This window comes from Nocardioides abyssi, assembly GCF_030412915.1.
Taxonomy (GTDB): Bacteria; Actinomycetota; Actinomycetes; order Propionibacteriales; family Nocardioidaceae; genus Nocardioides; species Nocardioides abyssi.
This window is the reverse complement of record NZ_JAUHJR010000006.1, coordinates 100924-127689: the sequence shown is the minus strand read 5'-3', so window position 1 is coordinate 127689 and position 26766 is coordinate 100924. Positions and strand designations below refer to the sequence as shown.

Annotated in this window: 28 protein-coding genes and 1 riboswitch; of the genes, 6 read left to right on the top strand and 22 right to left on the bottom strand. The window is 74.2% G+C overall.

All coding sequences use genetic code 11. The features are described from left to right. Window positions 1–5: 5 nt before the first annotated feature. Genes QWY29_RS14565 through QWY29_RS14555 form a run of 3 tightly spaced genes read right to left on the bottom strand, consistent with a single transcriptional unit; the run spans window position 6 to window position 3128 of the window. Window positions 6–1124, bottom strand: coding sequence for an XdhC family protein (locus QWY29_RS14565; protein WP_300961750.1), 1119 nt, complete (start codon window positions 1122–1124; stop codon window positions 6–8). Further along, window positions 1117–2244 carry a vWA domain-containing protein gene (locus QWY29_RS14560; RefSeq protein ID WP_300961749.1) on the bottom strand — a complete coding sequence of 376 codons (1128 nt, stop codon included), beginning with the start codon at window positions 2242–2244 and terminating at the stop codon, window positions 1117–1119. The genes QWY29_RS14565 and QWY29_RS14560 overlap by 8 nt, the downstream gene beginning before the upstream one ends. Further along, a complete protein-coding gene (locus QWY29_RS14555; protein WP_300961748.1) occupies window positions 2241–3128 on the bottom strand; it encodes an AAA family ATPase in 888 nt (295 codons plus the stop codon). The genes QWY29_RS14560 and QWY29_RS14555 overlap by 4 nt, the downstream gene beginning before the upstream one ends. Window positions 3129–3179: 51 nt before the next feature. On the opposite strand from QWY29_RS14555, the gene QWY29_RS14550 reads away from it, so the two are divergent. Next, entirely contained in the window at window positions 3180–3476 is a 297-nt protein-coding gene (locus QWY29_RS14550) for a DUF3253 domain-containing protein (RefSeq protein WP_300961747.1), read from the top strand. Here the strand turns inward: QWY29_RS14550 and QWY29_RS14545 are convergent. The 13 genes from QWY29_RS14545 to QWY29_RS14485 form a co-directional block, all read right to left on the bottom strand. Next, a complete protein-coding gene (locus tag QWY29_RS14545) occupies window positions 3467–4015 on the bottom strand; it encodes a nucleotidyltransferase family protein (protein WP_300961746.1) in 549 nt (182 codons plus the stop codon). The genes QWY29_RS14550 and QWY29_RS14545 overlap by 10 nt on opposite strands. Beyond that, window positions 4016–4708, bottom strand: coding sequence for a hypothetical protein (locus QWY29_RS14540; RefSeq protein WP_300961745.1), 693 nt, complete (start codon window positions 4706–4708; stop codon window positions 4016–4018). Then, window positions 4705–5262, bottom strand: coding sequence for an RNA polymerase sigma factor (locus QWY29_RS14535; RefSeq protein WP_300961744.1), 558 nt, complete (start codon window positions 5260–5262; stop codon window positions 4705–4707). The genes QWY29_RS14540 and QWY29_RS14535 overlap by 4 nt, the downstream gene beginning before the upstream one ends. Window positions 5263–5381: 119 nt before the next feature. Next, window positions 5382–5774 carry a RidA family protein gene (locus QWY29_RS14530; RefSeq protein WP_300961743.1) on the bottom strand — a complete coding sequence of 131 codons (393 nt, stop codon included), beginning with the start codon at window positions 5772–5774 and terminating at the stop codon, window positions 5382–5384. A 230-nt stretch (window positions 5775–6004) separates the two neighbouring features. Further along, on the bottom strand, window positions 6005–7636 hold the full coding sequence (gene groL, locus QWY29_RS14525; protein WP_186346846.1) for a chaperonin GroEL: 1632 nt from the start codon (window positions 7634–7636) through the stop codon (window positions 6005–6007). Between the two features lie 196 nt (window positions 7637–7832). Then, window positions 7833–8687 (bottom strand): ATP-grasp domain-containing protein, encoded by an 855-nt coding sequence (locus tag QWY29_RS14520; RefSeq protein ID WP_300961742.1) that lies wholly within the window; start codon window positions 8685–8687, stop codon window positions 7833–7835. Continuing rightward, window positions 8684–9013 carry a hypothetical protein gene (locus QWY29_RS14515; protein ID WP_300961741.1) on the bottom strand — a complete coding sequence of 110 codons (330 nt, stop codon included), beginning with the start codon at window positions 9011–9013 and terminating at the stop codon, window positions 8684–8686. The genes QWY29_RS14520 and QWY29_RS14515 overlap by 4 nt, the downstream gene beginning before the upstream one ends. After that, window positions 9010–9831 carry a TylF/MycF family methyltransferase gene (locus QWY29_RS14510; RefSeq protein ID WP_300961740.1) on the bottom strand — a complete coding sequence of 274 codons (822 nt, stop codon included), beginning with the start codon at window positions 9829–9831 and terminating at the stop codon, window positions 9010–9012. Before QWY29_RS14510 ends, QWY29_RS14515 begins: the two co-directional genes overlap by 4 nt. 193 nt (window positions 9832–10024) lie before the next feature. Continuing rightward, on the bottom strand, window positions 10025–10303 hold the full coding sequence (locus QWY29_RS14505; RefSeq protein ID WP_300961739.1) for a MoaD/ThiS family protein: 279 nt from the start codon (window positions 10301–10303) through the stop codon (window positions 10025–10027). Window positions 10304–10333: 30 nt separating this feature from the next. After that, entirely contained in the window at window positions 10334–11632 is a 1299-nt protein-coding gene (thrC, locus tag QWY29_RS14500; RefSeq protein ID WP_300961738.1) for a threonine synthase, read from the bottom strand. 11 nt (window positions 11633–11643) lie between these two features. Beyond that, a riboswitch (SAM riboswitch) is annotated at window positions 11644–11788 on the bottom strand. Window positions 11789–12025: 237 nt separating this feature from the next. Next, window positions 12026–12868 carry a trehalose-phosphatase gene (gene otsB, locus QWY29_RS14495; protein ID WP_300961737.1) on the bottom strand — a complete coding sequence of 281 codons (843 nt, stop codon included), beginning with the start codon at window positions 12866–12868 and terminating at the stop codon, window positions 12026–12028. 76 nt (window positions 12869–12944) lie between these two features. Beyond that, a complete protein-coding gene (locus tag QWY29_RS14490; RefSeq protein WP_300961736.1) occupies window positions 12945–13457 on the bottom strand; it encodes a LytR C-terminal domain-containing protein in 513 nt (170 codons plus the stop codon). Window positions 13458–13462: 5 nt separating this feature from the next. Beyond that, on the bottom strand, window positions 13463–13759 hold the full coding sequence (locus QWY29_RS14485) for a DUF3263 domain-containing protein (protein ID WP_166192651.1): 297 nt from the start codon (window positions 13757–13759) through the stop codon (window positions 13463–13465). Window positions 13760–13908: 149 nt separating this feature from the next. On the opposite strand from QWY29_RS14485, the gene QWY29_RS14480 reads away from it, so the two are divergent. Further along, window positions 13909–14916, top strand: coding sequence for a Gfo/Idh/MocA family protein (locus tag QWY29_RS14480; RefSeq protein ID WP_300961735.1), 1008 nt, complete (start codon window positions 13909–13911; stop codon window positions 14914–14916). A 3-nt stretch (window positions 14917–14919) separates the two neighbouring features. On the opposite strand, the gene QWY29_RS14475 is transcribed toward QWY29_RS14480, so the two are convergent. After that, window positions 14920–15567: a response regulator gene (locus QWY29_RS14475; RefSeq protein WP_300961734.1), complete on the bottom strand. Its 648-nt coding sequence runs from the start codon at window positions 15565–15567 to the stop codon at window positions 14920–14922. Next, complete coding sequence (locus QWY29_RS14470) at window positions 15564–16883, bottom strand: sensor histidine kinase (protein ID WP_300961733.1); 1320 nt, start codon at window positions 16881–16883, stop codon at window positions 15564–15566. Before QWY29_RS14470 ends, QWY29_RS14475 begins: the two co-directional genes overlap by 4 nt. Before the next feature lie 118 nt (window positions 16884–17001). Between QWY29_RS14470 and QWY29_RS14465 the strand changes: the two genes are divergently transcribed. Further along, a complete protein-coding gene (locus QWY29_RS14465) occupies window positions 17002–18438 on the top strand; it encodes an alpha,alpha-trehalose-phosphate synthase (UDP-forming) (protein ID WP_300961732.1) in 1437 nt (478 codons plus the stop codon). Window positions 18439–18608: 170 nt separating this feature from the next. Here QWY29_RS14465 and QWY29_RS14460 read toward each other — a convergent pair whose 3' ends face one another. Beyond that, window positions 18609–20165: an FMN-binding glutamate synthase family protein gene (locus QWY29_RS14460; RefSeq protein ID WP_300961731.1), complete on the bottom strand. Its 1557-nt coding sequence runs from the start codon at window positions 20163–20165 to the stop codon at window positions 18609–18611. A gap of 40 nt (window positions 20166–20205) precedes the next feature. Between QWY29_RS14460 and QWY29_RS14455 the strand changes: the two genes are divergently transcribed. The 3 genes from QWY29_RS14455 to QWY29_RS14445 are packed head-to-tail and all read left to right on the top strand — an operon-like array spanning window position 20206 to window position 24330. After that, window positions 20206–21516 (top strand): alpha/beta fold hydrolase, encoded by a 1311-nt coding sequence (locus tag QWY29_RS14455; RefSeq protein ID WP_300961730.1) that lies wholly within the window; start codon window positions 20206–20208, stop codon window positions 21514–21516. A gap of 1 nt (window position 21517) precedes the next feature. Continuing rightward, entirely contained in the window at window positions 21518–22882 is a 1365-nt protein-coding gene (locus QWY29_RS14450; protein WP_300961729.1) for an MFS transporter, read from the top strand. Beyond that, window positions 22879–24330 carry a pyridoxal phosphate-dependent decarboxylase family protein gene (locus QWY29_RS14445; RefSeq protein WP_300961728.1) on the top strand — a complete coding sequence of 484 codons (1452 nt, stop codon included), beginning with the start codon at window positions 22879–22881 and terminating at the stop codon, window positions 24328–24330. Before QWY29_RS14450 ends, QWY29_RS14445 begins: the two co-directional genes overlap by 4 nt. A 127-nt stretch (window positions 24331–24457) precedes the next feature. Here QWY29_RS14445 and QWY29_RS14440 read toward each other — a convergent pair whose 3' ends face one another. Genes QWY29_RS14440 through QWY29_RS14430 form a run of 3 tightly spaced genes read right to left on the bottom strand, consistent with a single transcriptional unit; the run spans window position 24458 to window position 26732 of the window. Then, window positions 24458–25435: a carbohydrate kinase family protein gene (locus tag QWY29_RS14440; protein ID WP_300961727.1), complete on the bottom strand. Its 978-nt coding sequence runs from the start codon at window positions 25433–25435 to the stop codon at window positions 24458–24460. Next, window positions 25432–26103, bottom strand: a complete 672-nt coding sequence (locus QWY29_RS14435; RefSeq protein WP_300961726.1) for a class II aldolase/adducin family protein — start codon at window positions 26101–26103, stop codon at window positions 25432–25434. The genes QWY29_RS14440 and QWY29_RS14435 overlap by 4 nt, the downstream gene beginning before the upstream one ends. Further along, window positions 26100–26732, bottom strand: a complete 633-nt coding sequence (locus tag QWY29_RS14430) for a TetR/AcrR family transcriptional regulator (RefSeq protein WP_300961725.1) — start codon at window positions 26730–26732, stop codon at window positions 26100–26102. Before QWY29_RS14430 ends, QWY29_RS14435 begins: the two co-directional genes overlap by 4 nt. Window positions 26733–26766: the final 34 nt, after the last annotated feature.

Genomic DNA, 26766 nt, shown 5'->3' with positions numbered 1-26766 from the left:
CCTGCTCACCGGTGGATCCGGCCCGAGGTCCGCGCGAGCGGCTCGCCCGAGCCGCCCCAGCGGCCGGCGATGATCTCCGCGGCGATGCTGACCGCGGTCTCCTCCGGCGTGCGGGCCCCGAGGTCGAGGCCGATCGGGCTGCGCAGGTGCTCGAGCTCGGCCTCGGTGACGCCGGCCTCGCGGAGCCGCTCGAGCCGGTCGTCGTGGGTGCGCCGCGAGCCCATCGCGCCGACGTAGGCGACCTCGGGCAGCCGCAGGGCGACCTCGAGCAGCGGCACGTCGAACTTCGGGTCGTGGGTCAGCACGGTGATCACCGTCCGCCCGTCGATCCGCCCGGCCTGCTGCTCGCCGCGCAGGTAGCGGTGTGGCCAGTCGACGACGACCTCGTCGGCCTCGGGGAAGCGGGTCGCGGTGGCGAAGACGGGCCGGGCGTCGCACACGGTGACGTGGTAGCCGAGGAACGCCCCGACCCGCGCCACGGCGGCGGCGAAGTCGATGGCGCCGAAGACCAGCATCCGCGGCTTCGGCGCGAAGGCCCAGACGAAGACCCGCATGCCCTCGCCGCGCCGCTCGCCGTCGGGGCCGTAGGTCAGCACGCCGCTGTGGCCGGCGGCGAGCAGGCCCAGCGCGTCGTCGCGGACCGCGTCGTCGGCGCGGGGCGAGCCCAGCGAGTCGCTCGTCTCGGCGTCGGGCCGGATGAGCACCCGGCGGCCCACCCAGGCGGCGTCGGGGTGGTCGATGACCGTCGCGACCGCCACCGGCCGGCCGGCCTCGAGGTGGTCACGGACCTCGGCGAGCTCGGGGAACGTCTCGCGCGAGACCTTCTCGACGTACACGTCGAGGATGCCGCCGCAGGTCAGCCCGACGGCGAACGCGTCGTCGTCGGAGACGCCGTAGCGCTCCAGCACCGGCTCGCCGGACTCCACCACCGACTGGGCCAGCTCGTAGACCGCGCCCTCGACGCACCCGCCCGAGACCGACCCGACGGCCGTGCCGTCCGGCCCGACCAGCATCGACGCTCCGGGCGGCCGCGGGGCGGAGCGGAAGGTCGCGACGACCGTGCCGACGCCGACCTCCTCGCCCGACTCCCACCACGCCATCAGCTCCGGCAGCACCTCACGCACGAGCGACCACCTCCACGACCTCGGCGTACGTCGCCAGCGAGTGCCCGGCGACGAAGTCGTCCACGTGCGGCAGCACCGCGACGACCCCCTGCTGGACCGGCTCGTAGCCGGCCTTCCCGCGGTGCGGGTTGACCCAGACCAGCCGGTGCGCGACGCGGCCGAGCGCCTCGGCCTGCTGGGCCAGCAGCGTGCAGTCGCCGCGCTCCCAGCCGTCGCTGAAGACCACGACCACGGCGCCGCGGGCCATGCCGCGGCGTCCCCAGCGGGTGAGGAACGACTGGAGGTTCTCCCCCAGCCGCGTCCCGCCGGACCAGTCCGGCACGGTCTCGCCGGCCGCGACGATCGCCCGCTCGGGGTCGCGCAGCCGCAGCGCGCGGGTCAGGTGGGTGAGCCGGGTGCCGAGGGTGAACGTCTCGACCGAGCCCGGCGCGGCCTGGGTGAAGCGGTGCGCGAGGCGCAGCAACGCGTCGGCGTACCCGCCCATCGAGCCGGACACGTCGATGAGCAGCACCACGCGACGCGGGCGGGTGGCCCGGCGGCGGTGCACCACCTCGGCGGGCTCGCCCATCCGGCGCAGGCTGGCGCGCAGGGTGCGGGCGGCGTCGACGTCGCCGCGGTGCCAGACGCGCTGGCGGGCGCTGCGCCGGTGCGGGGCGCGCGGGCGCAGGGTCGCGAAGAGCGCGGTGAGCCGGGCCCGCTCGGCCGGCGACAGGCCGGCGACGTCGCGGTGGCGGAGCACCTCCGCGTCGCTGGCCATCGCGCGCACGACGTCGGGCTCCTCGGGGCCCTCGGCGGCGCCGGTCGCCTCGGTCAGCGGCATCGCGGCGTACGACGTCGTGGCCGGTGCGGCGGGCCGCGGCCGCGGCAGGCCGGTGCGGTGGTCGAAGTACGCCGCGAACACCTGCTCGTGCCGGGCCAGGTCGTCGGGGCCGGCGCACAGCGTGGCGCGGCCGGCGGAGCGGGTGCCCTCCTCGGTGGGGCCGAGGAGGGCGACGGCGGCGAGGTACTGCTGGGCGCGGTCGGAGGTCACGCCCACCCCGGCGGCGCGGAGCGCGCGGGTGAAGCCGAGGAGCACCTCGTCGGCCTCGTGGCGCGTCCCCGGCTCGAGGACCGCTGTCACGGCGTCAGCACCCGGTCGAGGGCGGTGCGGACGCGGTCGGCGTCCTCGCGGTACTTCACCAGCGCGCCGAGGCTCGCCGCGGCGGTCGCCAGGTCCAGCTCGGTCGTGCCGAGGTGGTGCAGCGCGCGGGCCCAGTCGAGGGTCTCCGCGACGCCGGGCGGCTTGACCAGGCCGGTGTCGGCGCGCAGGCCCTGCACGACCTCGACGACCTGGCGGGCCAGCGACTCGGCCACCTCGGGGGCGCGGGAGCGGACGATCGCGACCTCGCGCTCGAGCGCCGGGTGGTCGATCCAGTGGTAGAGGCAGCGCCGCTTGAGCGCGTCGTGCAGCTCGCGGGTGCGGTTGGAGGTCAGCACGACGATCGGCGGGGTCGCGGCCCGCACCGTGCCGAGCTCCGGGATCGTGACCTGGTAGGTGGAGAGCACCTCGAGCAGGAACGCCTCGAACTCGTCGTCGGCGCGGTCGACCTCGTCGACGAGCAGCACCGCCGGGCTCTGCTTCAGCGCGGCCAGCACCGGGCGCGCGAGCAGGAACCGCTCGTCGTACAGGCTCTTCTCGGCCTCCTCCGCGCCCGCGCCGCCGGCGGCCTCGAGCGCCCGCAGGTGCAGCACCTGGCGCGGGAAGTCCCAGTCGTAGAGCGCCTGGGTGGCGTCGATCCCCTCGTAGCACTGCAGCCGCAGCAGCGGCAGGTCCAGCGACTCCGCGATCGCCTCGGCCAGCGCGGTCTTGCCGGTGCCGGGCTCCCCCTCCAGCAGCAGCGGTCGGCCCATCCGCAGGGCGAGGAAGGTGACCGTGGCCAGGTCGGGGTCGATGAGGTAACCGGTCGCCGCGAGCCGCTCCGCGACGTCGCCGACCTCGAGGCCTGCGGGGGTGACGCCTGTCATGCCTCGAGGCTACGACGGGCCTGTTGGGGGCCGGTTGGTTGACTGCCTGGTGTGAGCGGTCCGGACGGGAGTGGTAGTGGCGACGCCGACGACGTCGGCACCCGCCTCGAGCGGACCATCCTCGACCTGCTCGCGCAGCGCGACGAGGGGAGGACGATCTGCCCCTCCGACGCCGCCCGCGCCGTCGGCACCGCGGACGGCTGGCGCGACCTGATGGAGCCCGCCCGGCAGGCCGCCCAGCGGCTCGTCGAGGCCGGCGAGGTCGAGGTCACCCAGCGCGGCGAGGTCGTCGACCTGCCCACCGCCCGCGGGCCGGTGCGGATCCGGCGGCGGTCGCCTCAGCGCTGATCGACGTCAGCGCCGGTGGCGAGGTCGCCGCACTCGACCAGCGCGACGTCGTGGGTCGCCAGGTAGCCCTTCGCACCCCGGTCGCCCGCGGTCTCGGCCAGCACGCCGGCCCAGTGGTCGCGGCCGAGCAGCACCGGGTGGCCGGGGACGCCGTCGTACGCCGCCCGCGCCAGCGTCCCCGCCGCGGCGTGCTCCGCCACCCGGCGGACCACGCCGGGCACCAGGTCGGGGAGGTCGACGAGCGTCACCAGCGCGGCGTCGGCGTCCGGGCCGACCGCGGCGAGCCCCGCGCGCAGCGAGGCCGACTGGCCGTCCGCCCAGTCCTGCGCCACGACGTACGCCGCGCCCCGCGGCAGCAGGCCGAGCGCGTCGTCCGCGCGGGCGCCGAGGACGGCCGTGACCCGGTCGCAGCCACCCTCGGTCAGCACGTGGACGGCGCGGGCCAGCCAGTCGTCGACGAGCGCCTTGGGGGTGCCCATCCGAGTGCCCGCGCCCGCGGCCAGGACGATCCCGTGCAGCACTCCGCCCCTGGGGTCCACTCAGCCCCCGAACGCCTCGGCGTAGAGGTTCTGCAGCTCGCCGGTCGCCGGGCCGCTCAGCCCGCAGACGGCGACCTCGCCGCCGGTGGCGGAGACGAGGTACTGCTCGCCCTCGCGGAAGTCGACCGATCCGACGAGCAGCTCCATCCGGTCGGCCGGGGACTCGACGCGGACCTCGTCGGCCTCCTCGCCGGCGTACTGCTCGTCGACGGCCAGCAGCACCGTGTCGGCGCCGAGCTCCTCGACCGTGCCGAGGAACGCGACGTCCTGGCCGGCCAGCACGTCGGCGTTCGGCATCATGCAGCGCGCGCCGGCGCCCTGCTCGGCCGGCGCCGCGAGGGTCAGCACGCTCGGGGCCGGGTCGCCGCCCGCGGTCGGGGGCGTCTCGTCGTCGCCGCCGGTGGTCGCGGCGAACGCCACGCCGCCGATCACCAGCACGGCGGCCACGCCAGCGATCCGGGCGAACGGGCGGCGGGTCGTCCCGGTGTCCCTGTGCTGCGTCGTGTCGTGCTGGCCGATGTCGTGCTGGCCCGTGTCGTGGGTGGTGTCGCGGTCGGGGGTGCTCATCGTCGCCTCCAGGAGTCGGGCCACCCGGTCGGGGTCGGCCGGGGCGAGGGAGGCTGCGGGGTCGACGGCGCGCAGCCGCTCGCGCAGCTGCGGGTCGTCGTCGAACGACGCGTCGGGTCCACTCATGACCTGCTCCTCCCTCTCGACCCCTCATGTCCGGCAGCGGCCTCGATCTTTCGCAGCTCCTCGCGCAGCTTCTGCCGGGCGCGGTGCAGGCGGATGCTGACCGCGTTCGGGGTCAGGTCCAGCACGATCGCGATCTCGCTCGGGCCCAGCTGCTCCCAGGCCCACAGGCGCAGCAGCTCGGCCTCGTCGGCGCGGAGGGCGGCGAGCGCCTCGTCGAGGGGTACGTCGCCGGGCGGGCCGTCGTCCGGCGCGGCTGCGGCCTCGGGCGGCGGGTCGAGGGTGGCCACCTTCGCCGCGACCCGACGCTGCCGGCGGGCGCCGCGCTCGGCGTTCGCGAGGGCGTGGCGAGCCACGGCGTAGGCCCACGGCAGCGGCTCGTCCGGCACCTCGTCCAGCCGCCGCCAGCAGACCAGGAGCGTCTCGGAGAGGACGTCGTCGGCGGTCGCGTGGTCGGTGCGCCGCACCAGGAACCGCCGCAGCGGCTCGACGAGCCCGGGCGCCATCGCCTCGAACCGCGCCCTGCGGTCCTGCTCCCCCGCGTCCACCTCGGCCACGGCCCCACCCTCGCACGCGCACCGCGGGGTCGTGTGCCCCAGGACGCGCCCGCCCGCGTCCTCGGGCACACGACCCCGTCCGGCAGCCGGGATACGGGGTCCGGGATCACGGGCCCCGATCATGGACGCAGCGCGACCGCCTCGACCTCGACCAGCTGGCCGGGGTAGCCGAGGCAGGCGACGCCGAGCAGCGTGCTGGGTGCGTCGTGGTCGCCGAACGCCGCGCGGACGACGTCCCAGGCGGCGACGAGGTCGGCGCGGTCGGCGGAGGCGACGTACACCGTCGACTTCGCGACGTCGGCCAGCCCGCAGCCGGCGGCCTCGAGCGCGACGACCAGGTTGGCCATCACCTGCGCGGCCTGGCCGGCCACGTCGCCGGGGCACACCACCGCGCCGGCCTCGTCGAGCGGGCACGCGCCCGCGGTGAGGACCAGGTCACCGGCCACCGCGGCGTACGCGTAGGGGACGGACCCGTCCAACGACGGTGCTCGGACCAGCTCGACGCGGCTCATGGGGCCAGTCTCCCGCCATCCGGACACGAGAGCCGGACACGACAGCAGGGCCCCCGCCGGAGCGGGGGCCCTGCTGGTGCTGCTGGTGCTGCTGGTGCTGCGTGGTCCTGATCTGCCAGGCGACTGGGTTTCGAGACGCGTCGCGCGTTCCTCGCTTCGCTCGGTCCGCGCCGACGCTCCTCAACCTGCCCGCCCGGTCGCTCCTCTCGCTTCGCTCGAGGAGCGGGCGGTCAGAAGTCCATGCCGCCCATGCCGCCGGTCGGGTCGCCACCCATGGGGGCGGCCTTCTCCGGCTTGTCGGCGACGACGGCCTCGGTGGTGAGGAACAGCGCCGCGATGGACGCAGCGTTCTGCAGCGCCGAGCGGGTGACCTTGGCCGGGTCGATGATGCCCTCGGCGATCATGTCGACGTACTCACCGTTCGCGGCGTTGAGGCCGTGACCCGGGGTCAGGTTCGCGACCTTCTCCGCCACGACGCCGCCCTCGAGGCCGGCGTTGATCGCGATCTGCTTGAGCGGGGCCGAGGTGGCGACGCGGACGATGTTGACGCCCGTGGCCTCGTCACCGGTGAGGTCCAGCTTGTCGAACGCCGTGGCCGAGGCCTGGACGAGCGCCACGCCACCGCCGGCGACGATGCCCTCCTCGACGGCCGCCTTCGCGTTGCGGACGGCGTCCTCGATGCGGTGCTTGCGCTCCTTGAGCTCGACCTCGGTGGCCGCGCCGACCTTGATGACCGCGACGCCGCCGGCCAGCTTGGCCAGGCGCTCCTGCAGCTTCTCGCGGTCGTAGTCGGAGTCGGACTTCTCGATCTCGGCGCGGATCTGGTTGACGCGACCGGCGATCTGGTCGGCGTCGCCCGAGCCCTCGACGATGGTGGTCTCGTCCTTGGTGATGACGACCTTGCGGGCCTGGCCGAGGAGCTCGATGCCGGTGGTCTCGAGCTTGAGGCCGACCTCCTCGGAGATGACCTGGCCGCCGGTCAGGATCGCGATGTCCTGCAGCATGGCCTTGCGGCGGTCGCCGAAGCCCGGGGCCTTGACGGCGACGGACTTGAAGGTGCCGCGGATCTTGTTGACGACCAGGGTCGAGAGCGCCTCGCCGTCGACGTCCTCGGCGAGGATGACGAGCGGCTTGCCCGACTGCATGACCTTCTCGAGGATCGGCAGCAGGTCCTTGACGTTCGAGATCTTCTGGTTCGCGATGAGGATGTAGGGGTCCTCGAGGACCGTCTCCATCCGCTCGGGGTCGGTCACGAAGTACGCCGAGATGTAGCCCTTGTCGAAGCGCATGCCCTCGGTGAGCTCGAGGTCGATGCCGAAGGTGTTCGACTCCTCGACCGTGATCACGCCCTCCTTGCCGACCTTGTCCATCGCCTCGGCGATGGCGTCGCCGACGGTGGTGTCGCCACCGGCGGAGATGGTGGCCGTGGCCGCGATCTGCTCGCGGGTCTCGACCTCCTTGGCCATGCTGTGGAGCTGCTCGGACACGGCCTCGACGGCCGCCTCGATGCCGCGCTTGAGACCCATCGGGTTCGCGCCGGCCGCGACGTTGCGCAGGCCCTCGCGGACCATCGCCTGGGCCAGGACGGTCGCCGTCGTCGTGCCGTCACCGGCGACGTCGTCGGTCTTCTTCGCGACCTCCTTGACCAGCTCGGCGCCGATCTTCTCGTAGGGGTCCTCGAGCTCGATCTCCTTGGCGATGCTGACACCGTCGTTGGTGATCGTGGGGGCGCCCCACTTCTTCTCGAGGACGACGTTGCGACCCTTGGGGCCGAGCGTGACCTTGACGGCGTCGGCGAGCGTGTTCATGCCACGCTCCAGGCCGCGCCGGGCCTCCTCGTTGAATGCAATCAGCTTGGGCATGTTCCTGCGGTTCCTCACGCTGGAAGTTGCGGACCCGGCTCGATGGGCTGCCCGCGACGGACGGTCCTCGCGTCCCGGCGAACCCTTTCTCGCCGGTGCGAACGGACCTCAGCTGGCACCGATCCGGTTTGTCACTCTCATGGCGAGAGTGCCAACCCCATGTTTAGCACTCGCCCCAGGCGAGTGCAAGAAGCACTCAGCCGTCGAGGGTGGACCGGACGAGGTCGGCGAACGGCTCGGCCAGCCCCGGCGCGAGGTCGAGGAAGAGACCCGGCTCGATCAGCTCCAGCTCGCTCACCGCCCAGCCCTCGTCGAGCAGCACCAGGTCGACCCGGGCGTACGCCGGCGCCGAGCCCAGCAGCCGCCCGCCTGCGGCCACGGCCGCCCGGGCCACCTCCGCGCGGGCCGGGTCGACGGGCACGGCGACCGAGCTGCCGCCGTACACCTCGTGCACGCGCACCTCCTCGCCCGCCGGGCGCTTGTCGACCTGCCCCACGATCTCGCCGTCGAGCACCCACACCGACGACTCCCCCGCCGTCCGCACCGACTGCACCAGCGGCTGGACGACCCACGGGCCGGCGACGAGCCCCTCCAGGCGGAGGTCGTCGGTGGTGGCGGCGACCACGACGCCCACGCCACCGGCGCCCGTCCGCGGCTTGACCACGACGGTCCCCCAGCGGTCGATCGCCGCCTGCAGGTCCGGCACGAGGCCGCGGTCGGCCAGCAGCGCGGTGGGGACGACCGGGACGTGCTCGGCGAGCTCGAGCAGGTAGGCCTTGTCGGCGTTCCACGCGACGACGTCGGCGCCGTGCAGCAGCCGCGTCACCTGCTCGACGCCGCGCGCCCAGGCCAGGAACTCGTCGTACCGCCGCTGGTAGTCCCACGTCGACCGCAGGACGACGAGGTCCGCGGCGGCCCAGTCGACCTCCGGGTCGTCCCAGACGACCCACCGCGCCTCGACGCCGCGGGCGGCCAACGCCGCGACGAGCAGGTCGCCGCCCGGCTCGCCGTCGGGCAGCAGGCAGAACGTCGCGAGGAGGGCCGACCTCACCGGCCGGTCAGCCGCTTGAGCCGGGCGGGCACGGCGACGACCGCGCGGCCGGCGCGCCAGGTGGTGCTCGAGCGGACCTCGGCCAGCTCGCGCTCGAGCCGGCGGGCCCGGCGCTCGGCGCGGGCGGCGCGGGCCTCGGCCTCCGCGGCGCGTCGCTCGGCCCGGCGCGCTCGTCGCTCCGCGGCCTCGAGGTCGGCCGCGACCGCGGCATGCATCTGCCGGGTGGCGCGCGCACCGAAGCGCCGCGCCGCCCTCAGCTCGGTCTCGAGCCGCTTGAGGCCGGCGTCCACGGCCGCCGGGCCCTGCTCGACGGGCTGGTCGCTCACGACTTCCTCCAGAAGACCCCGGCCCAGTCGATGGTCTCGATCGGGTCGTCGATGCCGCGGGCGTCGCGGAAGTCGTGGATCGCCTGCGCGCAGGCCGGCACGGCGCCGTAGTCGTCGACGATGACGTAGCCGCCGGGCGAGACCTTGTCGTAGAGGGCGTCGAGGGCGTCCATCGTCGAGGAGTACATGTCGCCGTCGAGACGCAGCACCGCCAGCCGCTCGATCGGGGCGGTCGGCAGCGTGTCGCTGAACCAGCCCTGGAGGAACTTCACCTGCCCGTCGAGCAGGTCGTAGCGGCGGAAGTTGTCCTGCACCTGCTCGACCGAGATCGCCAGCTCGTCGCGGGTGTGGTGCTGGTCGCCGGCGTCGGCCTCGAAGCGGCCGTCCGGCGCGGGCAGGCCCTCGAAGGAGTCGGCCACCCACACCGTGCGCGAGGTGTCGCCGTGCGCCTTGAGCACCGCCCGCATGTAGATGCACGAGCCGCCGCGCCAGGCACCGGTCTCGATGAGGTCCCCTGGCACGTCGTCGGCGATCACGCTCTCCACGCAGGCGCGGACGTTGGCCAGCCGCTTCATGCCGATCATGGTCTCGGCGTCGGCCGGCCAGTCGCGGCCCTCCTCGCGGCGGGCGGCGTCGAACTCGCCGGCCTCCACCATCCGCACGTCGCGCCCCTTCAGGGCGCGGCGCACGAGGTCCCACAGGTAGGACTCGTAGGAGCGCGAGGGCAGCTTCACCGTCACGTTGCGTCCCTCGAACCCGTAGCGGGCCAGCATCTTGGCCATCAGGTCGAGGTAGAGGTCGGCGGCGGGGTTCGTCACGGCGCCGACCCTAGGGGACGCCGGCGGCGCCGGAGGTGAGGTCCACGCCCGGCCCGTCGGGGTAGTCCGTGACGTCCCGCAGGTGATCCGGCCCGATCCGCCTGCCGAACGTCACGGACTACGCCGCCAGCCGCCGCCGGCCTGTGGACGACGGGGGTCGGGGCGCGGCGGACGGCGGGCCGATGCCTGGGGGTCAGCAGCCCCCGGCGACGGCGGGGATCACCGAGACCTGGCTGCCGTCGGGCGTCGGCGTCGCGAGCTCGTCGAGGAACCGGACGTCCTCGTTGCCGACGTACACGTTGACGAAGCGGCGGAGCGCCCCGTTGTCGTCGAGGATCCGCGCCTTGATGCCGGCGTGGTTCGCCTCGAGGTCGTCGAGGACCTCGGCGAGCGTGCCGCCGGTGGCGGTCACCTCGGACGCGCCGTCGGTGTAGGTGCGCAGGATGGTCGGGATGCGGACGGAGACGCTCATCGGGGCTCCTGGGTCTCGGGCGGGTGCGGATCAGGCCAGGCCGGTGGCGGCGAAGGCGGCGTACGACGGGGGGATCGTCGCGACGGGGCCGACCGAGCCGGCGACCGCGTCGAGGGTCTTCAGGCCGTGGCCGGTGTTGATGACGACCGTCTCGAGCTCGGGGTCCAGCTGGCCGGACTCGACGAGCTTCTTCAGCACGCCGACCGTGGTGCCGCCGGCGGTCTCGGTGAAGATCCCCTCGGTGCGGGCGAGCAGCACGATCGCCTCGCGGACCTCGTCGTCGGTGACGTCCTCGACCGCGCCGCCGGTCTGCCGGCAGACGTCGAGCACGTAGATGCCGTCGGCGGGGTTGCCGATCGCCAGGCTCTTGGCGATGGTATCGGGCTTGACCGGACGGATCGCGTCGACGCCGGCCTTGTAGGCGACCGAGACCGGCGAGCAGCCGGCCGCCTGCGCGCCGTACACCTTGTAGGGCTTCTCCTCGACCAGGCCGAGCGCGATCAGCTCCTGGAAGGCCTTGTGCACCTTGGTCAGCTGCGACCCGCTCGCGACCGGGATGACGACCTGGTCGGGCAGCCGCCAGCCGAGCTGCTCGGCGATCTCGTAGCCGAGGGTCTTGGAGCCCTCGGCGTAGTAGGGACGGACGTTGACGTTGACGAACGCCCAGCCGTCCTCCTCGCCCGCGATCTCCGAGGCGAGCTTGTTGACGTCGTCGTAGTTGCCCTCCACCGCGACCAGCGAGTCGGTGAAGACCGCGGAGTTGACCTGCTTGGGCTGCTCGAGGTTGCTGGGGATGAAGACGACGGTCTTCATGCCGGCACGGGCGCCCGCCGCGGCGACCGCGTTGGCGAGGTTGCCGGTGCTCGGACACGCGAACACCTTCGCGCCGAGCTCGCGGGCCGCGCTCAGCGCGCAGGCGACCACCCGGTCCTTGAAGGAGTTGGTGGGATTGGTCGAGTCGTCCTTGACCCACAGCTTCGCCAGGCCCAGCTCGGCGGCGAGGTTGTTCGCCTGCAGCAGCCGGGTGAATCCGGGCTCGGTGTTGGGGCTGGTCTCGATGTCGGTCGGCACCGGCAGCAGCGCCTTGTAGCGCCAGATGTTGCGCGGACCGGCCTCGATCTCCTCGCGGGTGACCTGCGGGAAGTCGTAGGCGATCTCCAACGGGCCGAAGCACTCGCTGCAGGCGTAGTGGGGGCCCAGCTCGACCTCGTGGCCGCACTCGCGACACGAGAGGGCCCGGGCATTGCCGAACGCTCCCTCGCGGGCCTTGCCCTGGTTCCCCTGGTTCTCCGGGGACTGCTGGGACTTCTCGACAACGGCAGCGCTCATGCCCGACCTCCTTCTCATCTTCCCCGGGTCACGACGGTCGTGCCGGGCGGAATTGGCACCGTTACCGACGACCGTCCCGGACTGACCGGGGGCGGAGGCACGTTGGCGGTTGCCGGGACTTCACAGGGCCGTTCCCTCTGTCCCTCTGGATGAGCTGTCGTGAACAGTACGTCGACCGTCCCACTCCGTGAAACCCGGTCCCGCCATCTGGACTTCCGGCGCTCGCCGAGTCGGCACCTGTGGCATGCCGAGTCGGCACTTCGTGCGCGCCGAGTCGCCAGTTCTGGTGTCGTACGCCGGTTCTGCCGACTCGGCCGGTCACAAGTGAGGACTCGGCCGACCAGAAGTGCCCACTCGGCCGGCCAGAAGTACCGACTCGGCGGAACGGGTGGGTCAGCGGGTGGCGCGGGCGTCGGCGGTGAGGGTGCGGAGGAGGTCGAGGACGCCGTCGGGGCCGTGGACGACGACGTCGGCGCGGTCGACCAGCGCGCTGACCTCGTCGGAGGCCGAGCAGACGAGCAGGGTCGGCAGGCCGTCCTTGCCGAGGGCGGAGACGGCGTCGAAGGCCTCGAGGTCGCCCAGGTCGTCGCCGGCGAAGAGGAACGCACCCGCGTCGACCTCGGCGGCGAGCGCGTCGACGGCCTTGCCCTTGTCCATGCCGGGGGCGCGGACCTCGATGACGTTGCGGCCCGGCTCGAGCACCAGGCCGTTGCGGCCGGCGAGGTCGCGCAGCACCGGGAGCAGCCGCTCGAAGGCGCCGGCGGGGTCGGGCAGCCGGCGGGTGTGGACGGCGTGGGCGAGCCCCTTGTCCTCGACCCAGGCGTCGGCGGCGTCGGCCTGGCGCAGCGCGCGGGGCAGGTCGCGCAGGAACGTCGCCAGCCCGTGCGGCGGGCGCGGGGAGACGATCCGGCGGCGGGTGGAGGACCAGCGCTCGTTGCCGTACTGCCCGAAGAGGTAGAGCTCCTTGCCGGCGTCCCCGATCGCGTTGCCGACCGCCTCGAGGCCGCCGAGGTCGAGCGCCTGGCGGGCCGGGCGGCCGGTCACGACCGCGACCGCGGCCACGACCTCGGCGAGGTCGACCAGCACCTCGCCGGCATCGGGGTGGATGTGCGCCCGGGTGGGGTCGTCGACGATCGGCGACAGGGTGCCGTCGAAGTCCAGGCCGATGACGGCCCGGTCCGCGGCGCGCACCAGCGCGGCGTACTTCTGCTCCCCCTCGGGCGAGGTGAACTCCATGCCCCTCAGGTTCCCAGACCGGGGCGCCCGGCACACGTGCGTCCGGCCACGCGGACGCACGAGGGCGCGGGAGGGGTCAGTCGAGCGGCCCGGTCAGGATGACCGTGAGCCGGTCCAGCCGCATGGGGTCGACGGCGGGCATGGTGCGCTCGACGCCGAGGTCGAGGGCGAGGACCTTCGCGGCCCGCTCGAGCCGCGGCGGGAAGTAGACGGTGGAGGCCGGGATGGTGCCGACCCAGTTGTCGGAGCCGACGACCTGCCAGCCGGCCTGGCCGGCGCGGTCGGCCACGGTGCCGGCGAGACCGGTGATCCCGGAGTTGTTGTAGACCTCGACGTAGACCTTCGCGCGCTGGACGGGCGGCTTGGCGGGCTTGGGCTTGCCGGTCGGGGACGCCGAGGCGGTCGGGCTGGGGCTCGCGGACTCCTCGACCGAGATGGTCGTGATCTCGCGCTCGGTCGGCTCCCCGCCGCGGGTGGCGACGAAGGCGATCGCGGCCATCGCGACCGCGACGATGCTGAGCATCACCACGGGCGAGGGGAAGACGAAGCCCCGCTGGTCGCGGTGGCGGGCGGTGCGCGGGGCGGCCACGGCGCTCAGACCTCGAAGCCGAGACGGCGGGCCGAGCGCTGGCGCTGGCGCTGGGATCGCAGCCGGCGCAGGCGACGGACGAGCAGCGGGTCGGCCTCGAGGGCCTCGGGACGGTCGATGAGGGCGTTGAGGACCTGGTAGTAGCGCGTCGAGCTCATGTCGAACTTCTCGCGGACCGCGGTCTCCTTCGCGCCGGCGTACTTCCACCACTGGCGCTCGAACTCGAGGATCTCTCGGTCGCGGTCGCTCAGGGTCGGCGTGGCCCCGGCCTCGTGGCCGTCGAGGGCGTTCGCGGCGTCCATGCGCAGTCTCCCGGGAGCTGGTGGTGACAGGTGTCCGGAGGCAACTGTAGGCGACGAACGACACCGGTGTCATTCGCATCGCCGCAGCACCTGCGGGCGCGTCGCGGCGACCGGCAGACGGGTCGGCGCGGTGTGGAAGGCTTCGCGGCGTGACCGCACCGACCCGCTGGGGCATCCTCGCCACCGGCAAGATCGCCCACACCTTCGCCCGCGACCTCGCGCTGGTCCCCGACGCCGAGCTGGTCGCCGTCGGCTCGCGCCGCGGCGAGGCGGCCGAGGCGTTCGCGGCCGAGCACGGCGGGCGGCCGCACGCGTCGTACGAGGCGCTCGTCGCCGACCCCGACGTCGAGGTCGTGTACGTCGCCAGCCCGCACGCCCTGCACCTCGAGCACGCCCGGCTGGCCTTCGAGGCCGGCAAGCACGTGCTCTGCGAGAAGCCGCTGACCCTCACCACCGCCGACGCCGAGGAGATGGTGCGGCTGGCCGCCGAGCACGACCGCTTCCTCATGGAGGCGATGTGGACCGCGTGCCACCCGCTGGTCCGCGCGATCGTCGACCAGGTCCGCGCGGGCCGCTTCGGCACGCCGCGTCACCTGCACGCGGAGCTCGGCTTCCGCGTCGACGCCGGCCCCGACGACCGGATGCTCGACCCGGCGCTCGGCGCCAGCGCGCTGCTCGACATGGGGATCTACCCGCTGACCTTCGCCCACCTCGTCCTCGGCGAGGCCGAGCAGCTGGCGGCGACCGCGGCGCTGTCGGACCGCGGGATCGACCTCGACGTGGCCGTCAGCGGGCGCTACCCCGGCGGCGCGCTCGCGACGATGACCGCCTCGATGACGTCGTGGTCCTCGCGGGCCGCCGCGATCGCGACCGACCTCGGGCGGATCGACGTCGCCGACTTCCACCACCCGACGCACGCGACGTTCACGCCGTACGCCGACGGCAGCACCAACGACGCCGACGAGCGCGCCGTGCCGGTCGAGATCGTCGCCGACGACCCGGTCGTCGGGCGCGGCTACGGCAACGAGGTCGCCGAGGTGGGTCGCTGCCTGCGCGCCGGCCTGCGCGAGAGTCCCTGGGTCCCCCACGACCAGACCCTCACGCTGATGCGCCAGATGGACGCGATCCGCGAGCAGGTGGGTGTGGCGTTCGGCTGAGGCTCATCCGGCCGACCGCAGGAACCGCACGACGGCGGCGACCCGGCGGTGGGCGGTGTCGTCGTCCGGGCTGAGGCCGAGCTTGGCGAAGATCCGCTGCGTATGCTTCTCCACCGCGCCGTGGGTGACGACCATGGCCTCGGCGATCGCGCTGTTGGAGCGGCCCTCGGCCATCAGCGCCAGCACCTCGTGCTCGCGCGGGGTGAGCGCGGCGAGCGGGTCGCGGCGCGCTCCCATCAGGCGTCTGACGACCTGCGGGTCGAGCACGGTGCCGCCGCGCTCGACGGTCCCCAGCGCGCCGGCGAGCTCGTCGAGGTCGGAGACGCGGTCCTTGAGCAGGTAGCCGACCCCTCCCCCACCGGCGGCGAGCAGGTCCTCGGCGTAGGCGACCTCGACGTACTGCGAGAGCACCAGCAGGCGCGCCTCGGGCCACGTGCGCCGCACCTCGACCGCGGCGCGCAGCCCCTCGTCGGTGTGGGTCGGCGGCATCCGCACGTCGACGACGCCGACGTCGGGCCGGTGCTCCAGCACCGCCGCCACGAACGACGGTCCGTCCGCGACCGAGGCGATCACCTCGTGGCCGGCCTCGGCGAGCAGCAGCTGCAGGCCCTCGCGTAGCAGGAACGAGTCGTCCGCGAGCACGATCCTCACCGGCCCACCGCTCCCCCGGTCGGCACGAGCGCGGACAGCACGGTCGGTCCGCCGGCCGGGGACTCCAGGCCGAGGGTGCCGTCGACCGCGAGCAACCGCTGGGCCAGCCCGGACAGGCCGTGGCCCTTGGCCTCGTGCGCCCCGCCGACGCCGTCGTCCTCGACGCGGACCAGCAGCGCGTCGCCGGCGTCGCGCACCTGGAGCCGCGCGGAGGCCGCACCGCTGTGCTTGGCGACGTTGGTGAGCGCCTCGCTGACGACGAAGTACGTCGCGGTCTCGACGTGCGGCGGCAGGCCGTCGGGCACGTCCAGGTCGGCGTCGACCGGGACCGCGCTGCGGGCGGCCAGGTCCTCCAGCGCGACCCGGAGGCCGCGGTCGACCAGCAGCGGCGGGGCGATCCCGCGGGAGAGCGAGCGCAGCTCCTCGACGGTCTCGCCGACCTGCGCGAGCGCCTCCTCGATCGTCACCGCCGCCCTCGCCGGGTCGGCCTCCAGCTGCCGGCGCGCCCGCCCGAGGTCCATGCCGAGGCGGACCATCCGCTGCTGCGGGCCGTCGTGGATGTCGCGCTCGAGCCGCCGCAGGGAATCCGCCTCCGCGCGGCGGGCCGCGGTGCGGCCGGTCTCCACGCGGCGTACCTCCTGCTGGAGCTCGGCGCGGCTGCTGAGCAGGCCCCAGGCGAGGCTGCTGTGCAGCCAGGTGACGGCGCGCACCGCGGCGGGCAGGGTCAGCAGGGCGACGAGGCCGATCGCGGCGTTGAGCAGCGACTCCGCGAACGCGCCGGAGCCGAGGCCGATCAGCTCCGCGAGCCCGCCGTCGTCCTCGCCGTCGGGGAGGAACTGCTGCCAGAACCAGTAGGTCGCCCCGGTCCCGATCGCGGCCCACCACACGACGGTGACGCTGAACGCGAGCGTGCCGGTCACGAGGCCGACCAGGCTCCAGACGACGTCGAGCCACGACTGCGGGTCGCGCAGCGGGGTGATCGTGCGCTTGAGCAGGCCGTCGCCCTCCCGGGGGCACAGGTACGCCGGGGTCGGGGCGCCGCGGCCGAGCATCGTGCGCAGGCGGTAGCGCTCGAGGCGGGCGAAGCCGCGCGCCACCGCCACCGCGAGCGCGAGCACCAGCACGCCGTACACGAGGACGCTCAGCGCGAGGCCCGCGCTGACCAGCACCGTCGCCAGCACGAACGCCGGCAGCGCCAGCGCGAAGGCGCTGACGGCGTAGGCGCTGTCGAGCAGCGTGCGGCGCACCAGCGTGGGTGCTCCCCGGGTGTCCGGGTCGGGTGTCGTCACGGCGGTCGCAGTCATGGTCGAGGTCATGCTCCGAGCCTCGTCGGCGGCGCGGCTCGGCACGATCCTGCCAGCACGAGACCCGGGGTGGGGCCAGCCCGACAGTCGCCGCCGACTGCGCCGGGTGCGCCTTGGGCACTCCCCTAGGGTGAGCAACGTGTCTGCCGACCTCGTCATCGTGGCCAACCGACTGCCGGTCGACCGGGTCGAGCAGGCGGACGGCACGCCGGGCTGGCGCACCTCCCCCGGCGGGCTGGTCACCGCGATCGAACCGGTGATGCGGGCCAACGACGGCACCTGGATCGGGTGGCCGGGCGGGACCGACGCCGAGCTGGAGCCGTTCGAGGCCGACGGGATGAAGCTCGTCCCGATGACGATGACCCAGGCCGAGGTCGAGGGCCACTACGAGGGCTTCTCCAACGGCACGCTCTGGCCGCTCTACCACGACCTCGTCGCCAAGCCGGAGTTCCACCGGGAGTGGTGGGACTCCTACGTCTCGGTCAACCGCCGCTTCGCCGAGAAGGCCGCCGAGCTGGCCGCCGAGGGCGCGACGGTGTGGGTGCACGACTACCAGATGCAGCTGGTGCCGCAGATGCTGCGCGAGCTGCGCCCGGATCTGCGCATCGGCTTCTACCTGCACATCCCGTTCCCGCCGGCCGAGCTGTTCCAGCAGCTGCCGTGGCGTCGCCAGCTGCTCGAGGGGCTGCTCGGCGCGGACCTGGTCGGCTTCCAGCTGCCCGGCGGTGCGCAGAACTTCGTGCGGCTGGTCCGCCAGCGCGTCGGCCACAAGACCCACCGCGACCTGGTCTACCTGCCCGACGGCCGCACCGTCCGCGCGGCGGCGTTCCCCATCTCCATCGACGCCGCCGGCTTCGAGTCGATGGCGCGCTCGGAGCCGGTCGCCGCGCGTGCCGAGGAGATCCGCACTGCGCTCGGCAACCCGCGCAAGGTCTTCCTCGGCATCGACCGGCTCGACTACACCAAGGGCATCTACGCCCGGCTGCGCGCCTTCAGCGAGCTCATCGCCGACGGCCACCTCGACGTCGAGGACGCGGTCTTCGTGCAGGTGGCGGTGCCCTCGCGCGAGCAGGTCGAGCAGTACCGCATCCTCCGCGACGAGATCGACCGCCTCGTCGGGCGCATCAACGGCGACCTCGGCCGCATCGGCCGCCCGGCCATCAGCTACCTACACTCCTCCTACCCCCGCGAGGAGATGGCCGCGCTCTACCGCGCCGCCGACGTCATGGTCGTGACGCCCTACCGCGACGGCATGAACCTGGTTGCCAAGGAGTACGTCGCGTGCCGCTTCGAGGACACCGGCGCGCTGGTGCTCTCGGAGTTCGCGGGCGCCGCCGACGAGCTGCGCCAGGCGTGGCTGGTCAACCCCTACGACATCAACGGCATGAAGTCCGCCCTCCTCGACGCCTACCGCGCCGACGACCGCGAGACCCGCCGCCGGATGAAGGCCATGCGCAAGACCGTCACCCAGAACGACGTCGCCGCCTGGGCCGACTCCTTCATGCAGGAGCTCAGCGCCATCCCCGGCTCGCACGGCAAGGCCGTCCGGCCGGCGAAGCGGTCCTAGCGGGCCGACCGGCCGGCCGGGCTGCAGGGGTCACCGGTTAACCGGTGACTCCTGCACATATCGGGGCAGATCTGCCCCGATATGTGCAGGACTCCCCTGATATGTCCGGCCGGGGCACCCCGCCGGGTCAGGCCCGGGGGCGGGTGCGGGGCGTGCGGCAGACGGACCGGTCAGGCCTGGGAGGGGTGCGGCTCCTCGGGGAGGCGGCCGAGCACGAGGTCCTCGACGGTGCCGGCGAGCTCGGGGCCGGGCAGGCCCCAGCCGGGCTCGTAGCCGTAGGCCTCCCGCAGGGAGACCGCCGACCGGGTGCCGTCGACGAGGTCGACGTCGTCGGGCCCGATGAGCGCGGGGTGGACGACGCCGACGGCCTCGGCGACCTTGAGCAGGTCGCGCCGCAGCGACCTGACGTACGTCGCCGCGCGCACCGACTTCAGCGTCGGGTCGAGCCCGCGGGCCAGCCGCGGGTCCTGGGTCGCCACGCCGGTCGGGCAGGTGTCCGCGTGGCACTTCTGCGCCTGGATGCAGCCGATGGCGAGCATCGCCTCGCGGCCGACGTGGATGCCGTCGAGGCCGAGCGCCAGCGCGACGATCGCGTTCTCGGACAGGCCGAGCTTGCCGCCCCCGAGGAACGTCACCTCGTCCTGCAGCCCGGCCCGGGCGAAGCGCTTGTAGACCTCGGTGAACCCGATGCGGAACGGGTAGGCGACCGAGTCGGAGAAGACCAGCGGCGCCGCGCCGGTGCCACCCTCGCCGCCGTCGATGTTGAGGAAGTCGACGCCCCGCTCGCGGGTCGACATCAGCGCCACCAGCTCGTCCCAGAACTGCAGGTCGCCGACCGCGGACTTGATCCCGACCGGCAGCCCGGTCTCGGCGGCGAGCAGCTCGACGAAGTCCAGCATCGAGTCGATGTCGGCGAACGCCGTGTGCCGGCTCGGCGACGCACAGTCCTGCCCGACGGGGATGCCGCGGATCTCGGCGATCTGCTCGGTCACCTTCGCGCCGGGCAGCATCCCGCCGAGGCCCGGCTTGGCGCCCTGGGACAGCTTGATCTCCAGCGCGCGGACCGGTGCGGACTCGACCAGGTCCTTGAGCCGCGCGAGGTCGAAGCGGCCCTCGGCGTCGCGGCAGCCGAAGTACGCCGTACCGAGCTGGAAGACCAGCTCCCCGCCGTTGCGGTGGTACGGCGAGAGCCCGCCCTCGCCGGTGTTCTGGTAGCAGCCGGCCAGGGCGGCGCCGCGGTTGAGCGCCTCGATCGCGTTGCCGGAGAGCGAGCCGAAGCTCATGCCCGAGATGTTGACGATCGAGCCCGGCCGGAAGGCCTTGGCCCGCCCACGCGGGCCGCCGAGCACCTTGCCCATCGGCAGCCGGACGCCCTCCTCGCCGTGCGGCGCGGTGGTCGCACCAGGCCCCGCGAAGGTGCGGTGCTTGACGACCGGGTAGCCGGTGCTGCGCTCGACGTCGTTGTCGGTGCCGAACCCGAAGTAGGTGTTCTCGCCCTTCGAGGAGGCGTAGACCCAGCGCCGCTGGTCGCGGGAGAAGGGCCGTTCCTCGTCGTTGGAGGTCACGATGTACTGCCGCAGCTCGGGGCCGAACCGCTCCAGGGTGAAGCGCAGGTGCCCCACCACGGGGAAGTTGCGCAGGATGGCGTGCTTGCGCTGCGTCAGGTCGTGGGCGGCGACCGCCCCGAGGGCAGCGGCACCGGCGGCGGCGATCTTGGTCCAGCTCATGTCCTGTCCCGTACCCCTCCCGGCGGGTACGTTGCGCCCCATGGACCTCGTCCCCAAGCCCGACCAGGTCGTCTCGGCAGCCGGCAACGTGGCGCACAAGGTGCTGTACGGCGGTCTGGCGGACCTCCGCCCCATGCCGCGCACGCTGATCGACGACGGCAAGCTGCGGGAGGTCTACCACTACCGGCCGCGCGCGACGGTGCGCGAGCAGGGCGACCCGGTGCTGCTGGTGACGCCGCTGGCCGCGCCGGCGATCTGCTTCGACCTGCGGCGCGGCTGCTCCCTGGTCGAGCACCTGCTGGCGGGCGGGCGGCCGACGTACCTCGTGGAGTACGGCCAGGTCTCCTTCCGCGACCGCTCGCTGGGCATGGAGCACTGGGTGGAGGAGGTCGTCCCGGCCGCGATCCGCGAGGTCTCCGCCCACGCCGGCGGCCGCCCCGTGCACGTGGTCGGCTGGTCGCTCGGCGGGATCTTCTCGCTGCTGACCGCCGCCAACGACCCGGACCTGCCGATCGCGTCCGTGACCGCCGTCGGCACGCCGTTCGACGTCTCCCAGGTGCCGCTCGTCGCGCCGCTGCGACCGCTGCTGAACCTCAACCCGACCGAGGGGCGCGGCGCGATCACCCGCGCCTACCAGCTCATGGGCGGCGCGCCGACGCCGCTGGTGCGGTGGGCCTTCCAGCTCACGTCGTTCCAGAAGGTCGTCACCAAGCCGCTCGCGATCGTCACCCACCTCGACGACGCCGATTTCCTCGCCCAGCTCGAGGCGGTCGACCGGTTCATGGACGGGATGACCGCCTATCCCGGCCGCACCTTCGGCCAGCTCTACCACCGCTTCGTCAAGGGCAACGTGCTCAAGACCGGCGAGGTCGTGCTCGGCGACCGGACGATCACCCTCGAGTCGATCACCGCGCCGGTGCTCGTCTTCGCCGGCGCCACCGACGGCATCGCCCCGGTCGGTGCGGTCCGCGCGTTGCTGCCGCACCTCTCCTCCGCCGAGGAGGTCCGCTTCGAGATCGTGCCCGGCGGCCACCTCGGCATGCTCACCGGCCGTCGCGCCCGCGGCACCACCTGGGAGGTGCTCGACGAGTGGCTCGAGCAGTGGTCCGACCGGGCGACCGAGCCGCCTGCCGCCGAGCCGGCGCCCACGAAGACCCGCGCGAAGGCCCCCGCGAAGAACGCTCCGGCGAAGAAGGCTGCGCCCAGGAAGGCCCCGGCGAAGAAGGCTCCGGTGAAGCGGACCGCGACGAAGAAGGCCACCGGCCCGGCGGCGTCGGCGAGCAAGGACGCGATCGGCGCGAACCCGGACCGGCGCTACGGCTCCGGCGGCTCCCGGTCGTTGGCGCGCTGAGGTGGCGACACAGGGGACGGCCCGCGGCGCGACCGCGGGCGGGGGCCCCACGGGCGCAGGCCCGCTGCCGCGCGGCGTACGCATCGGCTACGGCTCGGGCTCGGTCGCGACCGGGGCGTTCGGCACGGTGCCGGGCCTCATGCTGCTGCCGTTCCTCACCGACTCCCTCGGCATCGCAGCGGTGCTGGCCGGCGTCATCGTCTTCCTGCCGAAGGCGTGGGACGTCGTGCTCAACCCCATCGCCGGCCGGGTCAGCGACCGCAGCACCGACCCGCGCGGCCCGCGGCGACCGTTCCTGCTCCGCGCCGGGCTGGTGCTGGCGGCCAGCTTCGCGCTGATCTTCGCCGCGCCGTCGATGGCCACCGGCCTGGAGGCCGCGTGGGTGCTCGTGTGCTTCCTCGGCTGCGCGTCGGCGTACGCGTTCTTCCAGGTCCCCTACGTCGCCATGCCCGCCGAGATGACGACGTCCTACGACGAGCGCACCCGGCTGATGACCTGGCGGGTGGCGATCCTGGCGCTGACGATCCTCGTCGCCGGCGGCACCGCGCCGCTGATCCGCGACGCGGTCGGCGGGCGCGACGGCTACCGCGTCATGGGCGTCGTGATGGCGCTGATCATCCTGGTCGGGGTGGTCGCGTCGTACGTCGGCACGCGGCACGCCCCGGTCGGCTCGGTGCAGCCGGGCGCCGGCAGCCTGCGCGACCAGCTGCGGATCGTCGCGACCGCCCGCGACTTCCGGCTGCTGCTGACGACGTTCGTGGTGCAGGCGCTCGCGACCGGCGCGATGCTCGCCGGCGTGGACTACCTCGCCGAGGACGTCCTCGACAGCGCCGGCGCCGCGACCGTGCTGTTCCTCTGCTTCGTCGGCCCGGCGCTGCTGCTCACCCCGGCCTGGTCGGCGATCGGCCAGCGGATCGGCAAGAAGCGCGGGTACGTCGCCTCCTCGCTCTTCCTCGCCGCCGGCGCCGCCCTCGCGGCGTTCGCCGACGTCGCCCCTGCGCCGGTCGTCTTCGCCGCGGTCGGCCTCGCCGGGGTGGGGTACGCCGGGTGCCAGGTCTTCCCGATGGCGATGCTGCCCGACGCGGCGGCCGTCGACGCCCGCCGCACCGGGAGCGGCCGCGCCGGCGTCTACACCGGCGTGTGGACCGCCGGCGAGACCCTCGGCCTGGCGCTCGGCCCGGCCGTCTTCGCGCTCGTGCTCGCGCTCGGCGACTACCAGTCGTCGACCGACGGCGCGGCGACCCAGCCCGGCTCGGCGGTCACCGCCATCGTGCTCGGCTTCTCCCTCCTTCCCGCCCTGCTCGTGCTGGTGAGCCTGGGATGGCTCGCCCGCTACACCCTCGACGCCGAAGAGGTCGACGCATGACCACGACCGCCCGCCCGACCGACCCCGACGTGCTGGCGACGCTCCGCTCGCTGCAGGAGGCCGACCTGCCGGTCCACGGAGGCCGCACGCTGGCCTACGTCTACGACTCCGGGCTCGCCGAGGTCGACCGCGTCGGGCGCGAGGCCGTCGCGGCGTACGCCGGCTCCAACGGGCTCGACCCGACCGCCTTCCCCAGCCTGCTGCGCATGGAGAACGACCTGGTCGGCTTCGCCGCACCGCTCCTCGACGCCCCCGACACCGTCGTCGGCACCGTGACCTCCGGCGGCACCGAGTCGGTGCTGCTCGCCGTGCAGGCCGCCCGCGACGCCCGGCCAGACGTCCAGCGGCCGAGCATGGTCATCCCCGCGACCGCGCACGCGGCCTTCCACAAGGCCGCGCACTACTTCGGCGTCGAGGCGCGCATGGTCCCGGTCGGCCCGGACTTCCGCGCCGACGTCGCCGCGACCGCGGCCGCGATCGACGACAGCACCGTGCTCGTGGTCGCCAGCGCGCCGTCGTACGCCCACGGCGTCGTCGACCCCGTCACCGAGCTCGCCGCGCTCGCCGCCGCCCGCGGGATCCGGTGCCACGTCGACGCCTGCATCGGCGGGTGGGTCCTGCCGTACGCCGCCCGCCTGGGCCGCGACGTGCCGGTCTGGACCTTCGCCGTCGACGGCGTGACGTCGATCAGCGTCGACCTGCACAAGTACGCCTACGCCCCCAAGGGCACCTCCCTCCTGCTGCACCGGACCCCGGCGCTGCGCCGTCCCCAGCTGTTCGCCTCCGCCGCCTGGCCCGGCTACACGATGCTCAACCCGACCATGCAGTCCACCCGCTCCGGCGGCCCCACCGCGGGTGCCTGGGCGGTCGTGCGCACCCTCGGCGACGCCGGCTACGAGCGGCTGACGGCCGACGTGCTCCAGGCCGTCGACGCGATCGTGGCAGGCACCGCCGACATCGCCGGGCTGCGCCTGGTCGCGGCCCCCGACTCCACCCTCGTCGCGCTCGCCACCGACGGCAGCTGCGACGCCTTCACGGTCTGCGACGAGATGACCGCGCGCGGGTGGTACGTCCAGCCGCAGATGTCCTACGGCGACCAGCCGCCGACCATCCACCTCTCCGTCAGCGCCGCCACCCTCTCCGGCGTCGACGACTTCCTGGCCGCCCTGCGCGACTCGGTCGCGGCCGCCGTCGCCGCAGGACCGGTCGTCGTCGACCGGGGCGTCGCCGACTACATCCGCTCGCTCGACCCCGCCGCGCTGACCGACGAGGACTTCGACGGCCTGCTCGCGGCGTCGGGCCTGGTCGGCGAGGGCGCCGACGGCGAGCTCGCCCTGCCCGACCGGATGGCCGAGGTCAACGCGATGCTCGACCTCGCCTCCCCCGCCATGCGGGAGGCGCTGCTGCTGACCTTCCTCGACCGGCTCAGCCGACCGACCACCGCCTGATCGCCGGGGCGTCGGCCGCCGGCGCCGCCGCCGCCAGGACCAGACCGGGCGCGGTCGTGTGCCCCACGACGCGGGCGAGCGCGTCCGCAGGCACACGACCCAGCCAGGCGTCGGCGGTCTCCGCAGCTCAACCGGCGGGAGCGGCGGTGCGGGCGCCGGTGCGGGCGCCGGTGCGGGCGGTGGCGGCGGCGAGGTCCAGGACCGAGTCGAGGGAGTAGGACCCCGCGTCGGTGCCGAGGCCGCGGGCGACCTGGGCGGCGGTGGCGCAGCCGAGCGCGGCCGCGCCCGGCAGGTCGCGACCGAGCGCGAGCCCCCGCAGGTAGCCGGCCGAGAACGCGTCCCCGCACCCGGTCGTGTCGACCACGTCGACGGCGTACGCCGGCACCTCGACGACGTGCGGAGAGCCGCCGGTCGACGAGGCGACGAGCGCACCGCGGGCGCCCTGGGTGACCGCGACGGCGCCGACCCCGAGGTCGAGGAGAGCGAGCGCGCCCTCGGCGAGCGACGCGGCCCCGGTGAGGCCGAGCACCTGCTCGTCGTTGGGCAGCAGGTGGTCGGTGTGCGGGAGCGCGTCGGCGACCCAGGCCAGCATGTCGGGGTCGCCCGGCGCGAGCAGGTCGACAGACGTCGTCGCGCCGATCGACCGGGCATGGGCGAGCAGCCGTCCCGCCGCCTCGCCGCCGAGGAACTCCGGCCCTCCGAGGTGCAGGTGCGTGATGCCCTCGAGCGCGGCCAGGTCGAGGTCGTCGAGGGTGAAGGCCCCGTTGGCGCCGATGCAGTGCCAGGCGGGTCGCTGGCCGTCGGGGCGCACGGGGATGACCGACGCCGAGGTCTGGTGCTCGCCCTTGCGGACCAGCCCGGAGGTGTCGACGCCCTCGGCCTCCAGCAGCGCGAGGAGGGTGGTGGCGACGGGGTCGGTGCCGACGGCGCCGTACGACGCCACCTCGGCGCCGAGCCTGCTCAGCACCACCGCGGTGCCGCCGGCGGTGCCGGCCGGGGAGAGCGAGATCCGCTCGACCAGCTGGCCGTCGGAGCGCTCGGGGATGGACTCGATGCCGATGACGTGGGTGTCGAGGACGTGCACCCCGACGGTCGCGACCTTCACTGCTCCTCCTGGGGGCCCTCGGACGGGTCGACCTGCTGCGGCGTGCCGTAGCTGCGGCGGACCGCCTGCTCGACGACGTCCGCCTGCTGCGCGTCGGTGAGCACCCGCGGCGTGCCGAGCGTGGCGGCGCGGTGGTGCAGCGCGCACAGCCACTCCAGCAGCTCGGCGTGCTCGACGGCCCGGTCCAGCGACGAGCCGACCGCGACCGAGCCGTGGTTGGCCATCAGCGCCGCCTGGCGGCCGGCGAGCGCCTCGGTCACCGACGCGGCGAGCGCGGGGGTGCCGAAGGTGGCGTACGGCGCGACGCGCACCGCCCCGCCGAGCAGCAGCTGCTGGTAGTGGAGCACCGGCAGCTCGTCGAGCACGCACGCGACAGCGGTCGACCACGGCGCGTGGGTGTGCACCACCGCGGCGGCAGGCGTCGCGGCGACCACCGACAGGTGGAGGTCGAGCTCGGAAGTCGGCCGCAGCGAGCCCTCGACCACGTGGCCGGCGAGGTCGACGACGGTGACGTCGTCGGGGGTGCAGGCACCGAGCACCACACCGCTGGCGGTGACGGCCACCCGGTCGCCGTCGCGCAGCGACACGTTGCCGGCGGTGCCGACGAGCAGCCCGGCCGCGGCGAGGCGCCGGGCGGCGGCGGCGACCTGGTCGCGCAGCGCGGTCACGACGCCCGGCTCTCGAGGTACGCCGCCACCATGACGATCCCCTCCTCTACCGTCTCGGCGTCGCCCCGCAGGTCGTGCTCGAAGGCGAGCTGGAAGACCCGGTCGCCCACCTCGACGGCCAGCTGCGCCATCCGCGGGGTGAGCCGGCCGACGAGGCCGGACGCCTGCGCCTGCGCGTGGAGCGCCTCGGCGACCTTGGCGTTGTGCTCGCGGCCGAAGCGGTGCACCGCGACGTTGGTGCGCCCGCGCAGGTAGAGCACGACGAAGGCGGCCCGCCGGTGGTAGACCGCGACGAACGCCTCCATCACCGTGCGCACCAGCCGGGTCAGGCTGACCTCCTGGCCCGAGGACAGCAGCGCGGCGACGTCGAGGGCGACCTGCTCGTCCATCTCGGCCATGTCGCGGGCGACGAGGGCGACGAGCACCTCGTCCTTGTCGGCGAAGTACTGGTAGAGCGACGCGACCGGCACCCCGGCGGCCTCCGCGATGTCGCGGGTGGTCAGCGCCTCGACCCCGTGCTCGACCACGAGGCGCGCGGCGGCGTCGAGGATGCCCTCGACCCGGCGGCGGCTGCGCGCCTGGGTGGGCACCCGCCGCGTGGTGGTCGTCACGAGGGGCTCGGCAGGCACGGGACGAGAGTGTAGGTTACGGACCTGAATCTGA